Annotated in this window: 15 protein-coding genes; 12 read left to right on the plus strand and 3 right to left on the minus strand. The window is 66.2% G+C overall.

All coding sequences use genetic code 11. The annotated features are described in order from the left end of the window. Positions 1-49: 49 nt before the first annotated feature. Positions 50-880 carry an NADPH-dependent 7-cyano-7-deazaguanine reductase QueF gene (queF, locus tag BN940_RS07025; protein ID WP_043681518.1) on the minus strand — a complete coding sequence of 277 codons (831 nt, stop codon included), beginning with the start codon at positions 878-880 and terminating at the stop codon, positions 50-52. Positions 881-1,197: 317 nt separating this feature from the next. Between queF and aceA the strand changes: the two genes are divergently transcribed. The 11 genes from aceA (at position 1,198) to BN940_RS07080 (ending at position 10,588) form a co-directional block, all read left to right on the plus strand. Further along, positions 1,198-2,517: an isocitrate lyase gene (gene aceA / locus BN940_RS07030; RefSeq protein ID WP_043681520.1), complete on the plus strand. Its 1,320-nt coding sequence runs from the start codon at positions 1,198-1,200 to the stop codon at positions 2,515-2,517. 279 nt (positions 2,518-2,796) lie between these two features. Further along, complete coding sequence (locus BN940_RS07035; RefSeq protein WP_043681523.1) at positions 2,797-3,747, plus strand: P-type ATPase actuator domain-containing protein; 951 nt, start codon at positions 2,797-2,799, stop codon at positions 3,745-3,747. 7 nt (positions 3,748-3,754) lie between these two features. Beyond that, the gene (ccoS, locus tag BN940_RS18410; protein ID WP_043681526.1) at positions 3,755-3,916 is read left to right on the plus strand and encodes a cbb3-type cytochrome oxidase assembly protein CcoS; all 162 of its coding nucleotides are present in this window, start codon (positions 3,755-3,757) and stop codon (positions 3,914-3,916) included. 87 nt (positions 3,917-4,003) lie between these two features. After that, positions 4,004-5,485 carry a cytochrome-c oxidase, cbb3-type subunit I gene (gene ccoN / locus BN940_RS07045; RefSeq protein WP_043681529.1) on the plus strand — a complete coding sequence of 494 codons (1,482 nt, stop codon included), beginning with the start codon at positions 4,004-4,006 and terminating at the stop codon, positions 5,483-5,485. Positions 5,486-5,497: 12 nt separating this feature from the next. Beyond that, positions 5,498-6,154: a cytochrome-c oxidase, cbb3-type subunit II gene (gene ccoO, locus BN940_RS07050; protein ID WP_043681531.1), complete on the plus strand. Its 657-nt coding sequence runs from the start codon at positions 5,498-5,500 to the stop codon at positions 6,152-6,154. A gap of 1 nt (position 6,155) precedes the next feature. Continuing rightward, positions 6,156-6,332 carry a cbb3-type cytochrome oxidase subunit 3 gene (locus BN940_RS07055; protein ID WP_043681534.1) on the plus strand — a complete coding sequence of 59 codons (177 nt, stop codon included), beginning with the start codon at positions 6,156-6,158 and terminating at the stop codon, positions 6,330-6,332. Beyond that, the gene (gene ccoP / locus BN940_RS07060; RefSeq protein ID WP_043681537.1) at positions 6,325-7,227 is read left to right on the plus strand and encodes a cytochrome-c oxidase, cbb3-type subunit III; all 903 of its coding nucleotides are present in this window, start codon (positions 6,325-6,327) and stop codon (positions 7,225-7,227) included. The genes BN940_RS07055 and ccoP overlap by 8 nt, the downstream gene beginning before the upstream one ends. A gap of 95 nt (positions 7,228-7,322) precedes the next feature. Next, the gene (gene ccoG / locus BN940_RS07065; RefSeq protein WP_043681541.1) at positions 7,323-8,828 is read left to right on the plus strand and encodes a cytochrome c oxidase accessory protein CcoG; all 1,506 of its coding nucleotides are present in this window, start codon (positions 7,323-7,325) and stop codon (positions 8,826-8,828) included. A gap of 19 nt (positions 8,829-8,847) precedes the next feature. After that, on the plus strand, positions 8,848-9,072 hold the full coding sequence (locus tag BN940_RS07070; RefSeq protein ID WP_052355668.1) for a hypothetical protein: 225 nt from the start codon (positions 8,848-8,850) through the stop codon (positions 9,070-9,072). Positions 9,073-9,119: 47 nt separating this feature from the next. Next, complete coding sequence (locus tag BN940_RS07075) at positions 9,120-9,353, plus strand: hypothetical protein (protein ID WP_043681544.1); 234 nt, start codon at positions 9,120-9,122, stop codon at positions 9,351-9,353. A 152-nt stretch (positions 9,354-9,505) separates the two neighbouring features. After that, entirely contained in the window at positions 9,506-10,588 is a 1,083-nt protein-coding gene (locus tag BN940_RS07080; protein ID WP_043681547.1) for an IS630 family transposase, read from the plus strand. A gap of 21 nt (positions 10,589-10,609) precedes the next feature. Here BN940_RS07080 and BN940_RS07085 read toward each other — a convergent pair whose 3' ends face one another. Further along, entirely contained in the window at positions 10,610-11,287 is a 678-nt protein-coding gene (locus tag BN940_RS07085) for a helix-turn-helix domain-containing protein (RefSeq protein ID WP_052355669.1), read from the minus strand. A gap of 355 nt (positions 11,288-11,642) precedes the next feature. Here BN940_RS07085 and nirK point away from each other — a divergent pair, with 355 nt between their 5' ends. Beyond that, on the plus strand, positions 11,643-13,049 hold the full coding sequence (nirK, locus tag BN940_RS07090; RefSeq protein WP_173424579.1) for a copper-containing nitrite reductase: 1,407 nt from the start codon (positions 11,643-11,645) through the stop codon (positions 13,047-13,049). Between the two features lie 178 nt (positions 13,050-13,227). Here nirK and BN940_RS07095 read toward each other — a convergent pair whose 3' ends face one another. Continuing rightward, positions 13,228-15,231, minus strand: coding sequence for a ligand-gated channel protein (locus tag BN940_RS07095; RefSeq protein WP_052355670.1), 2,004 nt, complete (start codon positions 15,229-15,231; stop codon positions 13,228-13,230). Positions 15,232-15,439: the final 208 nt, after the last annotated feature.

Consider the following 15,439-nt stretch of genomic DNA (forward strand, 5'->3'; position numbering starts at 1 on the left):
CGCCATCCCCGGCGCCCTTCGACGAACCCGGCGCGCTTCCGGTGCCTCTTTACTGCCGCAGCGTGCGTGTCTGGCCGATGTCGGTGGGCTGGTGGCTGGCCCGCCAGGGATTGATGTCCAGCCCGCCGCGCCGGGTGTAGCGCGCGTAGACCAGCAGTTCCTCGGGCGCGCAGCGCCGCATGATTTCCCCGTAGATCTTTTCCACGCACAGCTCGTGGAATTCCTGGTGCTGGCGCAGGGACACGATGTAGCGCAGCAGCCCGGCGTGGTCGATGCGCGGGCCGGCGTAGCGGATCTGCAGGCTGGCCCAGTCCGGCTGCCCGGTCACGGGACAGTTGGATTTCAGCAGCTCGGACACCAGGACCTCGCGCACGAAGGGGGCGGGCTCCGACAGCACCAGGCTGTCGGGCCGCGGCGTCCGGCCGGCCTCGAAATCCAGGTCCTGGTCGTCGATGCAGGTGCCGCGCAGCGGCGCGCAGCTGAGCTCGAAGGCCGGGCGCACCGACAGGATCTCCACGTGCACCGGCTTGCCGCAGGCGCGCGACAGGTCGGTGTGCAGGCGCTGGCGCACGATGTCCGCGTACTCGAAGCGTTCCTCGTTGTAGCTGTTCAGGTAGAGCTTGAGCGACTTGGATTCGATCAGGCTGGGGCTGTCCATCGGGACGGTGAAGCGGCCGATCGCCACGACCGGCTTGCCCTTGGCGTTCAGCCAGGACAGCTCGTAGGCGTTCCAGATGTCGGCGCCATGGGTCGCCTGGGGCAGGTCCAGCCCGGCGCGTGTGTCGGCGCGGGCGATGGGAAACAGCAGGGCCGGGTCGTAGTGGGCCGAACCCGGGGTGGAGCGTCCCAGCGGGCTGGCGGAAAGGGAATCGGGGTTCATGGCGTGGGGAAAAGACGGTCTGGTGTCCCGCAGGGGGGACGGCGCTCCCATTCTACCGCCGCCGCCCGCGCCGCCCGGGTCGTTTTTCACATGATGGCATTTTCATTTCATGATGTGAAAGAGAAATGCTGCGCTGCCCTTTCCCCCTTTTCATTGTCAGAAATATAATTTCATGACATGGAATAAAAATGTTAACAATATGATTATAAAGAGAAAAATTTTCTATCTTATATAAGATAGAAGTCATGTGTGCAGCGCATCATCGGCGTAGACTATTTCCCATCGACGATCCATTTTTTCTTCTCAGGAGCATCATCATGACCTCTCGCGAAACCGAAGTGCGCAACCTGCAACGCAGCTGGGCCGAGGACGCCCGCTGGCAAGGCATCAAGCGGGGCTACAGCGCCGACGAAGTGGTGCGGCTGCGCGGCTCGGTGGTGGTGGAGCACACGCTGGCGCGCCGCGGCGCCGAACGGCTGTGGGATCTGTTGCACACCGAGGACTTCGTCAACGCGCTGGGCGCGCTGACCGGCAACCAGGCCATGCAGCAGGTCAAGGCCGGCCTGAAGGCCATCTACCTGTCGGGCTGGCAGGTGGCGGGCGATGCCAACAACGCCGGCGAAATGTACCCGGATCAGTCGCTGTACCCGGCCAACTCCGTGCCCAGCGTGGTCAAGCGCATCAACAACACGCTGACCCGCTGTGACCAGATCCAGTGGATGGAAGGCAAGAACCCGGGCGACGCCGGCTACATCGATTACTTCGCCCCGATCGTGGCCGACGCCGAAGCCGGCTTCGGCGGCGTGCTGAACGCCTTCGAGCTGATGAAGTCCATGATCGAGGCGGGCGCCGCCGGCGTGCACTTCGAGGACCAGCTGGCCTCCGTGAAGAAATGCGGCCACATGGGCGGCAAGGTGCTGGTGCCCACCCGCGAGGCCGTGGCCAAGCTGGTGTCGGCCCGCCTGGCGGCCGACGTGCTGAACGTGCCGACCCTGCTGGTGGCGCGCACCGACGCCGAGGCCGCCGACCTGCTCACCAGCAACATCGACGAGAACGACGCGCCCTTCGTCACCGGCGAGCGCACCGTGGAAGGCTTCTACCGCACTCGCGCCGGCCTGGACCAGGCGATTTCCCGCGGCCTGGCCTACGCGCCCTACGCCGACCTGATCTGGTGCGAGACCTCCACGCCCAACCTGGAATACGCGCGCAAGTTCGCCGAGGCCGTCCACCGCCAGTTCCCGGGCAAGATGCTGGCCTACAACTGCTCGCCCTCGTTCAACTGGAAGAAGAACCTGGACGACGCCACGGTGGCCAAGTTCCAGCGCGAGCTGGGCGCCATGGGCTACAAGTTCCAGTTCATCACGCTGGCCGGCTTCCACGCCCTGAACTACAGCATGTTCGAGCTGGCCCACGGCTACGCCCGCACCCAGATGAGCGCCTTCGTGGAACTGCAGCAGAAGGAATTCGCCGCGGCGGACAAGGGCTTCACCGCGGTCAAGCACCAGCGCGAAGTGGGCGTGGGCTATTTCGACGCCGTGACCCAGACCATCGAGGGCGGCCAGTCGTCCACCACGGCGCTGACCGGCTCGACCGAGGAAGCCCAGTTCGACCAGGCGCATGAAACCCAGGTGGCCTGATCCCGGGCGGCCTGAACGCAGAGAGACGAGTTGAGAGAGGGCAGGGATGGGCCCGGGCGCGGATGAGTCCTCCTGAGGACGGGTCCGCGCCAGGCGAATCCGAGCGGCCTGCGGGCCGCGAGGAGGAGCGAGGGGCTCCCCTGCGGTGTGCTTTCGGGAAGGCGGATGCCTTCCCGTTTTTTTTGGGTGCCTGGCGGGTCCCGGGCCGTGGCCGGGGTGAAAAATAAGTTTTGATCTGTATCAAGGTTCACATCCCGGCTCGTGGCTATAGTCCACCCCATGCGCAGCCCCTCTCTATTCACCCCTCCGCCGAACATGTCCGATGCCATGCGCCGCGCCCGGCGGCACATGCTCGCCCGCACCGGGCTGGCCTGGCTGGTGATGATGCAGGTCATGATGCTGGCCTTCCCGGGGTACCTGCGCCACGGCGCGCGCGCGCCCGACGCCCAGCAGTCCCTGGAGCAGGCCATCGTGCTGATGAACTGGCTCAGCCTGGTGCTCTGCGTCCCGCTGGTCCTGTACTGTGCCTGGCCAGTGTGGCGCGGCGCCTGGCGCTCGCTGTCGCGGCGGCGCATCGGCATGGACGTGCCCGTGGCGCTGGGCATCCTCGCCGCCTTCGTGCCCAGCGTGGCCGCCACCTGGCGCGACACGGGCGAAGTCTATTTCGATTCGGTGTCCATGTTCGTGGCCTTCCTGCTGACGGCCCGTTTCCTGGAGACCTGTGCCCGGCAGGCCGTCAGCGGCCAGTCCCCCGAGGCCCGGGACGCCGCGCTGCTGCGCTCGGCCGACCGCCTGGCCTTCTGGTTCGTCTGCGCGCAGATCCTGCTGGCCGCCGCCGTCGGCCTGTACTGGTGGCACGCGCAGCCCGGCCAGGCCCTCGCCGTGACGGTCGCCCTGCTGGTCATAAGCTGTCCCTGTGCGCTCTCCATGTCGGTGCCGGCCGCCCTGGCCGCCCGCCATGCGGCGCGCCTGCGCGCGGGCGCGGACGGGGTGCGCGACCCCGCCGCGCTGGATCGCGCCATGCGGCGCATCGCGCGCCAGAATCTCCATGGATCCCTCGCCTGGCATCTGCTGATGGCGCCGCTGGCGGCCGTCGGCTGGGTGCAGCCCTGGGTGGCCGCCATCACCATGCTGCTGTCCTCCCTGGCCGTCGCGGCCAACGCCTGGCGCCTGGTGCGCCCGGCCGGCGGCGGCGTGGCCGGGCGGCGGGCGGCCGCCCAGCCCGTCTGAGGCCGCCATGGACGCGCTGTTCCTGCTTCTGCCGATTTCCCTGCTGTTCGTCCTGGGAATCGGCGTGGCGTTCTGGTGGGCGATCTTCGCCGGCCAGTTCGACGACACCCGGGATGCGGCCTCCGCCATCCTGGACGATGACGATCACGCCCACCCCGGGGGGCCTTGACCTAAATCAAGGAGGTTTCGAGGCGGGTAGGGGATTATTCAGCTTTTCAAAAATTCACTTATTAACCTTGTTCTGAGGGGAACGCTTATGGGCACGACCGGTACAGCCGGAACACCGGCCGAAACCTTCAATTACGGCGTCGTCCGACAGTTCACCATCGCCACGATCTTCTGGGGCGTGGTGGGCATGGCTGTCGGCGTGCTGATCGCTTCGCAGCTGATCTGGCCGGAACTGAACTTCAACACGCCGTGGCTCAGCTACGGGCGGCTGCGGCCGCTGCACACCAACGGGGTGATCTTCGCCTTCGGCGGCAGCGCCCTGTTCGCCACGTCCTACTACGTCGTGCAGCGTACCTGTCAGGTCCGCCTGTTCTCCGACAAGCTCGCCGCCTTCACCTTCTGGGGCTGGCAGGCCGTGCTGGTCGGGGCGGTGATCACCCTGCCCCTGGGCTATACCTCGACCAAGGAATACGCCGAACTCGAATGGCCCATCGACATCCTGATCACGCTGGTCTGGGTGGCCTACGCCATCGTGTTCTTCGGCACCATCGCCAAGCGCCGCGTCAGGCACATCTACGTGGCGAACTGGTTCTTCGGGTCCTACATCCTGACGATCGCCCTCCTGCACATCTTCAACAACCTCGAACTGCCGGTGTCGCTGTGGAAGTCCTATTCCGCCTACGCCGGCGTGCAGGACGCCATGGTGCAGTGGTGGTACGGCCACAACGCCGTGGGCTTCTTCCTGACCACCAGCTTCCTGGGCATGATGTACTACTTCGTGCCCAAGCAGGCCGGCCGCCCGATCTATTCCTACCGCCTGTCGATCGTGCACTTCTGGGCGCTGGCCTTCACCTACATGTGGGCCGGTCCGCACCACCTGCTGTACACCTCGCTGCCCGACTGGACCCAGTCGCTGGGCATGGCGTTCTCGCTGATCCTGCTCGCGCCGTCCTGGGGCGGGATGATCAACGGCATCATGACCGTCTCGGGCGCCTGGCACAAGCTGCGCACCGACCCGATCCTGAAGTTCCTGGTGGTGGCGCTGTCCTTCTACGGCATGGCGACCTTCGAGGGCTCCATGATGTCCATCCGCACGGTCAACGCGCTGTCGCACTACACCGACTGGACGGTCGGCCACGTGCACGCCGGCGCCCTGGGCTGGGTGGCGATGATCACCTTCGGCTCGCTGTACTACCTGATCCCGCGCCTGTACGGCCGCGAAAGCATGGCCCGCCCGGACTACATCAACCTGCACTTCTGGCTGGCGACGCTGGGCGTGGTGCTGTACATCGCCGCGATGTGGATCGCCGGCGTGATGCAGGGCCTGATGTGGCGCGCCACGGGCGAGGACGGCATGCTGACCTACAGCTTCGTCGAGGTCGTGAAGTCCACCTACCCGTTCTACACCATCCGCATGATCGGCGGCCTGTTCTTCCTGTCGGGCATGGGCCTGATGGCCTGGAACACCTGGCTGACGGTGCGCGGCCAGCCCCGGGTCAATCCGGTGGTGCCCCTGGAAACCCCGCACGCACACGCCGTTCCCCAAACCGCCGTGCCGGCATCGGCCTAAGGAGTTGTGACCATGTCTGGTACCAAGAAACGCTTCTCCCATGAAATGCTGGAGCGCAACGTCGGCCTGCTGATCTTCTTCAGCATCCTGGTGGTGTCGTTCTCCGGCCTGGTGCAGATCATCCCGCTGTTCTACCAGCACTCCACCACCACGGCGGTCGAGGGCGTCAAGCCCTACGAGGCGCTGCGGCTGGTGGGCCGTGACGTCTACATCCGCGAAGGCTGCGTGGGCTGCCATTCCCAGCAGATCCGCAAGCTGCAGTCCGAAGTCCAGCGCTACGGCCCGTATTCCATCGCCTCGGAATCGGTCTACGACCACCCCTTCCTGTGGGGCTCCAAGCGCACGGGTCCGGATCTTGCCCGCGTCGGCCAGCGCTATTCCGACGAATGGCACCGCATCCACCTGCGCAATCCGCGCGACGTGGTCAAGGAATCCAACATGCCGGCCTATCCCTGGCTGCAGAAGAACTCGGTCGAGGGCGCCGACGTCCAGGAACGCATGAAGGTGCTGCGCACCCTGGGCGTGCCCTACACGGACGAGGACATCGCCGCCGCGCCCGGGCAGCTCAAGGGCAAGACCGAGGAAGACGCGGTCGTGGCCTACCTGCAGGGCCTGGGCGTGGGCGGGCGCGCCGCCGCGCAGCAGTCCATGGTCGACGGAGGGCGCTGAGATGCTCGGCATCATCAACGGGATCGTGACGGCGCTGGGGATGGCGACGTTCCTGGGCATCGTGTGGTGGGCCTGGTCGACGCATCGCGCCGAGGCCAACCGGCAGGCGGCGATGCTGCCCTTCGCCCTGCCCGAGGAATATCAGAACGACAAGAATACCGGGGAATCAAATGAGTGATTTCGTCAGCAGTTTCTGGAGCTACTACATCGCGGTCATCGCCCTGGGCGGGATCGCCTGGTGCGTGTACCTGCTGTTCTCGCAGCGCGCCTGGCTCAAGCGCAACGTCGAGCAGGTCGAGAACACCGGTCACGTCTGGGACGGCGACCTGACCGAGCTGAACAACCCCGTGCCGCGCTGGTGGACGGTGATGTACCTGGGCCTGTGCATCTTCGCGCTGGGCTACTTGGTGCTGTATCCCGGCCTGGGCACCTGGAAGGGCACGCTCGGCTTCACGGCCGGCAAGCAGGTCCTGCAGGAACAGGAAGCGTTCAATGCGCGCATCCAGCCCGTGTACGAGCGCTTCCGCGACATGCCCATCCCGGACATCGCGCGCGACGCCCAGGCGCAGGACATCGGCCAGCGGCTGTTCCTGAACAACTGTGCCCAGTGCCACGGCTCGGACGCCAGGGGCGGCCGCGGCTTCCCCAACCTGACCGACGGCGACTGGCTGTACGGCGGCGCGCCGGAACAGATCCAGCAGACCATCACGGAAGGCCGCCACGGCGTGATGCCGGCCTGGAGCGCGGCGATCAAGCCCGAAGAGGCCTCCGCCATCGCCCAGTACGTCCGCTCGCTGTCGGGGCTGGCGCACGACCCGCTGCGCGTCAATGCCGGCCGGCGCGGCTTCGAGACCTACTGCGTGGCCTGCCACGGCGCCGACGCCAAGGGCAACCAGGCCCTGGGCGCGCCCAACCTGACCGACGACGTCTGGCTGTACGGCAGCTCGGAGGCCACCATCGTCGAGACCATCCTGAAGGGCCGCGACAACCAGATGCCGGCCCAGAAGGAACACCTCACGCCCGAGCAGATCCGCCTGCTGACGGCCTGGGTGTGGAGCCAGTCCAACCGCTAGACCGCCGGCCGGCCCCGCGACGGGGCCGGCCGACCCTCTCATATCAACCATAAGAGCCTGTCACACAGACCAGTCATCCAGGGACCGAGGACATCATGCAGAAGGAACCCCCGCAACAGGCCGCAGCGCAGACGCCGCGCGATGCCCCGGCCTGGCAGCCCGCGCGCAGGATCCGCAAGGGCTCGGGGGGAGGCGCCTCGCCGCAGGTGGAAAAGGCGCTCGCCGAGGTCCGCTCCAAGATCTACCCGCGCTCCGTCCAGGGAAACTTCGCGCGCATCCGCGTGCTGATGGTGTTCCTGACCCAGCTGGTCTTCTACGGCCTGCCCTGGATCGAATGGAACGGCCGCCAGGCGGTGCTGTTCGACCTGGGGGCGCGCAAGTTCTACCTGTTCGGCATGGTGCTGTGGCCCCAGGACGTGATCTACCTGACGGTGCTGCTGGTGCTGTCGGCCTTCGCCCTGTTCCTGTTCACCGCCATGGCCGGGCGGCTGTTCTGCGGCTACGCCTGTCCGCAGACGGTCTACACCGAGCTCTTCATGTGGATCGAGGCCCGGGTCGAAGGCGACCGCCTGGCGCGCATCCGCCTGGACGAGCAGCCCTGGAACCTGCGCAAGCTGCGCATCAAGGCCACCAAGCATTTCCTCTGGGTCGCCCTGGCCCTGTGGACGGGCTATACCTTCATCGGCTATTTCGCGCCGATCCGCGACCTGGGCGCGCACCTGATGGCCTTCGACCTCGGCCCCTGGCAGTGGTTCTGGATGCTGTTCTACGCCTTCGCCACCTGGGGCAACGCCGGCTTCATGCGCGAGGCCGTGTGCAAGTACATGTGCCCCTACGCGCGCTTCCAGAGCGTGATGGTGGACGACGACACCTTCGTCGTGACCTACGACCACGTGCGCGGCGAGCCGCGCGGCGGGCGCTCGCGCAAGATCGACCACAAGGAAGCCGGCATGGGCGACTGCGTGGACTGCAGCCTGTGCGTGCAGGTCTGTCCCACCGGCATCGACATCCGCGACGGCCTGCAGTACATGTGCATCGGCTGCGGCGCCTGCGTCGATGCCTGCGACACGGTGATGGACAAGATGGGCTACGAGCGCGGCCTGATCCGCTACACCTCCGGCAACGCCATCACGGAACGCCTGAGCCAGTCGCAGGTGCGCCGCCGCATGCTGCGTCCCCGCGTGCTGGCCTATTCGGCCCTGCTGGGGGCCATCGCCGTCGCGTTCGTGTTCTCGCTGGCCACGCGCACCACGCTGCGGGTGGACGTGATCCGCGACCGGGGCGCGCTGGGCCGCGAGGTCGCCGGCGGCCTGATCGAGAACGTCTACCGGCTGCAGATCATCAATTCGGACGAAAGCCCGATCGAACTGGACCTGCGCGCCACCGGCGTGCCGGGCCTGGCGCTGCAGACCGCCGACCAGGGCGCCACCCGGGTGCGCGTCGAGGGCTCGGCCACCCGGCTGGTGCCGGTGGTGCTGCGCGCGCCGGCCGACGGGCTCAAGCCCGGCCTGTACGACATCCAGTTCGAGACCCGCGGCGAGCGCGGTTCCGGCGAGGCCGCCTCGGTGGTCGAGCAGTCCAGCTTCTATGTACCGAACTAGCTCCCGAGAGGAAAACACCATGACATCGAAGACACGCGAGACGGACGGACTGTCCGAAGGCCGGCCCTGGTGGCGCCATCGCTGGCCCTGGCTGCTGATCCTGGGCCCCGCCGTGGCGGTGGTCGGCTGCGTCATCACCATCGTGCTGGCGTTCCAGTCTTACGGCGATCAGGCTATCATCGATGGCGGGGTCCGGCAGGGCCTGGTCGTGGCCGCGCCCCCGGCCCCGGCGGCGCAGCGCTGAATTCACTGTTCACGTATGGGAGACAGGCCTTGCACGCACGCAATCTGATGTGGATACTCTGGCCGTCCTTTCTCATGGCGGGCGCCGCGAGCGCGGTCGTGTTCGCGCTGGTCGATCCCCTGGACGTCGTGTTCCTGGGGTATCTGCGGGCCGGCCGCCTCACGGTGTACACCGTGGGCTTCTTCATTTTCTGGATCATGGCGGCCCTGTCCAGCGCGCTGACGCTGCGCATCGCCCCGCGCGGGGTGGAGCTGGACGAATTCGGCGATCCCGTGGAATAGGGCGGCGCCCGCCGCCGGGCTGTGCCGGCGGCCCTCGCGGGCCCGGCGCAGGCCGGCCGCGGCCGGCTGCTAGTGTTGTGTTTCATTAATTTGTTTATTTATTCAATAGTTTGAAATAAAATGGTGGACGCTTCTTTCGATGAGTGTCCACCATGAGCAAGCCGGCGGCAGAATTTCACTTGTCTGACTCGGATCGCACCGAGCTGCGAGCATGGTTGCGTAAGACCACGCTTGACCAACGGCTGGCCCAGCGCGCCAGAATTCTGCTGGAGCTGGACGCCGCGATGCCGCCTGCCAAGGTGAGTGAACGCCTGGGATTGTCGGCACCTGTGGTGTTCAAGTGGCGCAATCGGTACGAGGAACAGGGGCTTGAGGGGTTGAGGGATCTCCCGCGTCCCGGGCAGCCCCGCAAGCTCAGTGAACAGAAGGTGCACGAGATCCTCACGCTCACCACACAGCGCGTCCCGGCCGAGGCCACGCATTGGAGCTTGCGGCTGATGGCTAAGCACACCGGGGCCTCCGTCTACCAGGTACGTCAGGTCTGGCAGGCGGCGGATCTGAAGCCGCATCGGCTGCAGACCTTCAAGATCAGCAATGACCCGCACTTCGCCGAGAAGGTCGTCGACGTGGTGGGCCTGTACATGGCCCCGCCCGAGAACGCCGTCGTGCTCTCGGTCGATGAGAAGACGCAGATTCAGGCGCTCGATCGCACGCAGCCCATGCTGCCGTTGCGCCCGGGGCAGGTCGAGCGGCGCACGCATGACTACAAGCGCCACGGCACAGCGAGTCTCTATGCGGCGTTCGACATTCTCACGGGCAACGTCATGGGGCGTATCACGGCACGCCACCGCGCAAAGGAGTTCCTCGACTTCATGCGCCAGATCGACAAGGCGACAGACCCCGCCCTGGACTTGCACGTCATCCTCGACAATAGTTCCACGCATAAAACGGCGGAAGTCAAAGCCTGGCTGGCCAAGCACCCCCGCGTGAAGTTGCACTTCACGCCCACGAGTGCCTCGTGGCTGAACGCCGTCGAGCGATGGTTCGCAAGCCTTGAGCGCCGAGCCTTGTATCGAGGCGCCTTTGGCAGCGTGCAGGAGTTGCGCGAGGCCATCCGCCAGTTTATCGATACCCATAATGCCTATAGCGCCAAGCCATTTCGTTGGACCAAGAGCGCCGAGGCCATCCTCGCGAAAGTCGCGCGTGCAAGAGCGGCCACAGCTGGGTATAAATAATCGTATTAATAAAACACCACACTAGCTGCAGTCGGTGCCCGACAGCGCCTGCAGGCCGGCCATGTCCAGGATGTGGACTTCGCGCTGCTGGACCCGGATCAGGCCCTCACGGGCGAAGCGCGAGAACAGCCGGCTGACGGTCTCCAGCGTCAGGCCGAGGAAATTGCCGATTTCCTCACGGCTCATGCGCAGGATGAATTCATAGGGCGAATAGCCCAGCACCTGCAGGCGCTGGGACAGGTTCAGCAGGAAGGCCGCCAAGCGCTGTTCCGAGCGCAGGCTGCCCAGCGCCAGCAGCAGCTGGTGCGAGCGGCCGATCTCCTTGCTCATCAGGCGGCGCAGCTGGCGCTGCAGCGAAGGCAGCTGGGGCGCCAGCTGGTCCATTTCGTCCAGCCGGATGATGCAGACCTCGGAGTCTTCCAGCGCGATGGCGTGGGACACCTGCTGGTCGGTCATCAGCCCGTCCAGGCCCAGGACTTCGCCGGGCAGCAGGAAGCCGGTGATCTGCACCTGGCCGTTGGCGTCCTCGATCTGGGTCTTGATCGAGCCGGAGCGCAGGCCGTAGATGGCATCGGCGACGTCGCCCTGGCGGTACAGCGTGCCGCCCTTGGGCAGGCGGAAGCGTTCCTTGATCAGCTCGTCCATCTTGGCCACGTCCTGGCGCGTCATGCCCAGCGGCAGGCAGATGGCATTCAGCATGCAGGTGGAACATCGCGTCGACTCGGGCGCCACGGCAATGCGCCGGGGCGCGTTGATCCTGCGGATCGGCCCGGAAGAGGGAGGGTCAGCCAGCAAAATTAGAACCTGCCAAAAAAAATGAGCGCCAGGGAAAGGCCCCTGATCTCGTGAGGGATTATAAGTTCTTTGCCGGAACATTTGGGGTCTGGACTATCCTTTTCCGGCAGGCCGGGCGCGAAACTTGAGATTTGTCGGCTTTTCGCGCCTGTTTCCCCACGCTTGACGGGGTGTTACCGTATAGTAGATTGACAGAGAAAGTGCGGGCCTACAATATCCAGGCAGAAAATATTTCGTCTTCAATCAATCAGGGGAAATCATGAATCTTTTCGGGCGATTGCTGGGCGGCTTCCTGCTGTGCGTGGCCGGCCTGGGGCTGGCGGGTACGGCGTGGGCCGACCATGACGATGCGTCGGGCGGCAGCCAGGCGGTGACCTACAAGCCGGACGTCATCTTCACGCTGCGCACGTCGATCTCCGGCGGCAAGCTGGTGTTCATCGGCGAGCGCGGGCCGATCGCCGATGCGGTCAATCCCGATCTGAAGGTGCCCGAAGGGGCGGTGGTGCAGATCAACCTCATCAACGCCGACGGCGCGACCCACGACATCGCGGTGCCGGAATTCCATGCGCATTCGGACCAGATCTCGGGCAAGAACGCGGCCACGGCCATCGTGTTCCGCGCGGCCAAGAACGGCACCTTCGAATACCTGTGCACGCTGCCGGGCCACAAGGCGGCGGGCATGGTCGGCAAGCTGATCGTGGGCGAACCGTCCCAGGAAGCCAAGGTCGAGGCGCCGCAGATCGCGCACGATCCGTCCATCGTCGGCACCCCGGTGGGCAAGCGCGGGCCGCAGAAGATCACGGTGGACCTGCTCACCACGGAAGTCGAGGGCCGCCTGGGCGACAGCAGCACCTACCGCTTCTGGACCTTCAACAACAAGGTGCCGGGGCCGTTCATCCGGGTGCGGGTCGGCGACGACGTCACGGTCAACGTGTCCAACGCCAAGGACAGCACCCACATCCACTCGGTGGACTTCCACGCGGTCACCGGGCCGGGCGGCGGGGCCGCCGTGACCCAGGTGCCCCCGGGCCAGACCAAGTCCTTCTCCTTCAAGGCGCTGCATCCGGGCCTGTTCGTCTACCACTGCGCCACGCCGATGGTGGCCCAGCACATCACCAACGGCATGTACGGCATGATCCTGGTCGAGCCCGAGGGCGGCCTGTCCAAGGTGGACCGCGAGTTCTACGTCATGCAGGGCGAGCTCTACACCGCCCAGGCGCACGGCAGCAGCGGCCTGCAGGAATTCTCGCTGGAGAAGCTGCTGGCGGAAAATCCCGAGCACATGATGTTCAACGGCGCCATGGACTCGCTGACCAAGATCTACAACATGGAATCCAAGGTCGGGGACACGGTGCGGATCTTCTTCGGCGTCGGCGGGCCGAACCTGACCTCCAGCCTGCACCTCATCGGCGAGGTCTTCGACCGCGTCTATGACCAGGCTTCCCTCACCAGCAAGCCCCTGACCGACGTGCAGACGACGCTGGTGCCGCCGGGCGGGGCCACGATGGTGGAGTTCAAGACCGACTACCCGGGCCGCTACATGCTGGTGGACCACGCCCTGTCGCGCATGGAGAAGGGCCTGGCCGGGTTCCTCACCGTGAAGGGCAAGGAAGACCCCGCGATCTTCCACAGCGACGAGCCGATCGACCCGCATTCGGGGCATTGAACCCCGGGGCCATCGATCCCGGGCCATCGGTCCCCGGGCCATCGATCCCGGGGCATCGGTCCCCGGGGCATCGGTCCCCGGGCCATCGATCTCCTCCGGCCGGCTTGCCCGGCCAGGGGGAAAGGCGGCCAAAAAGGCCTCCGAAAGTCCGTTGCGGAGGCCTTTTTTGCAGGGGCCGTCAGAAGCCGACGGTCATCTGCGCCCAGTAGCGGCGGCCGTCGAGCACCGTGTCGAAGTCCTCGTAGTCGATGCGCTTGTCGAGGACGTTGTAGACCCCGACGCCGAAGCTCGTGTGCTTGTTCAGGCGGTAGTTCAGCCCGACGTCGACGAAGGTGTGCGACGGGGTGCCGTCGGCCATGGCGGTGCGGCTCAGGTATTCGGACGTGCGGCCGCGGAAGTTGACCCGCGACCACAGGCCGATGCGTTCCGTGGCGTCCCAGTCCAGGGTCGCGTTGGCCATGTGGCGCGGCATCTTGTTCAGCGGCTGGCCCTCGAACGGCCCGCTCTTCTGCTTCGAGTGGGTATAGGTGTAGTTCGCGGCCAGGCGCAGGCGTTCGGTGACGGACCAGGTCGCGGTGGCTTCCACCCCGCGCATCACGGCCTTGTCCACGTTGATGCGCTCGCTGATGAACTTGTAGCCCTGGTCGCCCGGCTGGACGTGGCAGTTCGGCTGGTTGGCGGGATCCGTGCAGGTGCGGACTTCGGCGATCTTGTCCTTGAAGTCGGTGTTGAACAGGGTGAGGCTGGCGCTCAGGTTGCTGCGGTTGTCCCAGACCACCCCCAGTTCCTGGCTGAGGCTTTTTTCCGGTTTCAGGTCGGGGTTGCCCATGATGATCGCGGGGACGCCGCCGCCGCCGGTAATCTGGCCCCAGTCGGCCACGGCCTGGCGCAGGCCGGGCGCCTTGAAACCGGTGGACACGCCGCCCTTGACGCTGAGCGTGTCGCTCGCGTGCCAGACGCCGTACAGGCGCGGCGTCCAGTGGCTGCCGTAGTGCTCGTCGTGGGTCATGCGCAGCCCGCCCGTCAGGGCGAAGCGTTCCGTCAGCGACCATTCGTCCTCGGCGAACACGGCCCACTGCTTGCGTTCGAGGCGGTTCACGCTGGCGGCGTACTGGTTGCCGCCGTCCCGCAGCTCCTCGCGCAGGAACTGGAAGCCGCCGGTCAGCGTGTGGCTGGCCAGGGGCAGGGTCCATTGGGTGTTGAATTCGGTGTTCGTCAGGAACATGTCGCGGCCGGGGTTGGCCGTTTCGTCGCGCTGGACGTAGGTGTTCGAGGTGGCCCAGCCCCAGCGGCCGGCATGCCGCAGGGAATAGAGGTCGCGCGCGTACTTGGACTCGGACAGGACGTTGGGCGTGCACGCGCCGCGCGCGCAGTTCTCGCGCGCGACCGTCTTGCCGGGCGTGGCGGTGCGCGTCTGCAGGGTGCGGCCGACTTCCGCGACCAGGTCGTGGTCGGCGTTGGGCGTCAGGGTCAGCTTGAGGGTGCCGGAGCGGGTGTCCTGCCGGTTGAAGCCGTTGAGGATCTCGTCCTCCTGGCGGCGGACCTGCTGGCCGTAGAACTGCAGGCCCAGGCGGTCCTCCTGGATGGGGCCCGCCAGATAGACGCTGCCCTGATGGATGTCGCCGGAATCGCGGTCTTCCTGGAAGGTGCCCTCGGCGCGCACGGAGCCGGTCCATTCCTTGTGGACCTTGCGCGTGATGATGTTGATCACTCCGCCCATGGCCTCCGAGCCGTAGAGGGAGGACATCGGGCCGCGGATGACCTCGATGCGTTCGATCGCCTGCAGCGGCGGCAGCCAGCCCTGCTCGATGCCGGCGTTGTCGCTGTTGGGGCGGGTCTCGCGGGAGTTCTGGCGCTTGCCGTCGATCAGGATCAGGGTGTAGGCCGAGGACATGCCGCGGATGCTGATGTCGCTGGAGCTCGCCCCGCCGGTGACGACCACGCCGGGCACGTCCTTCAGGGCGTCGGTGATGTCCCGGTAGGACCGTTTTTCGAGTTCCTCGCGCGGCAGGACGCTGATGGAGGCGGGCGCGTCCTCGACGGCCTGCTCGTAGCCGGTGGCGGTGACGACGACCTGGTCGAGCTGCTTCACGTCGGATTGCGCCGAGGCCGCCAGGGGCAGCAGCCCGGATGGCAGGGCGAGGACGAGGGCGAGCGGAACGGGGCGGAGAATGGGAGGCATGGTGTCGGGGCGCGGGGCCGGATGGGTTGAAAAAGCCGGGTGATCGCCGGGGGACCGCTGGGCGATCGCCGGATGGTGGCCAGGGAAATCGCCGGGTGACCCTCGGACGCTCTTCAAATGAACTTCAGATGGTCTCCAGGCGGTGGTCGGTGTTCGTTCAGCATTCATTCAGGAACATGAATGGGCGAAATGTTAACGAGAATGATTC

The sequence above is a fragment of the Castellaniella defragrans 65Phen genome, assembly GCF_000612685.1.
Taxonomy (GTDB): domain Bacteria; phylum Pseudomonadota; class Gammaproteobacteria; order Burkholderiales; family Burkholderiaceae_B; genus Castellaniella; species Castellaniella defragrans.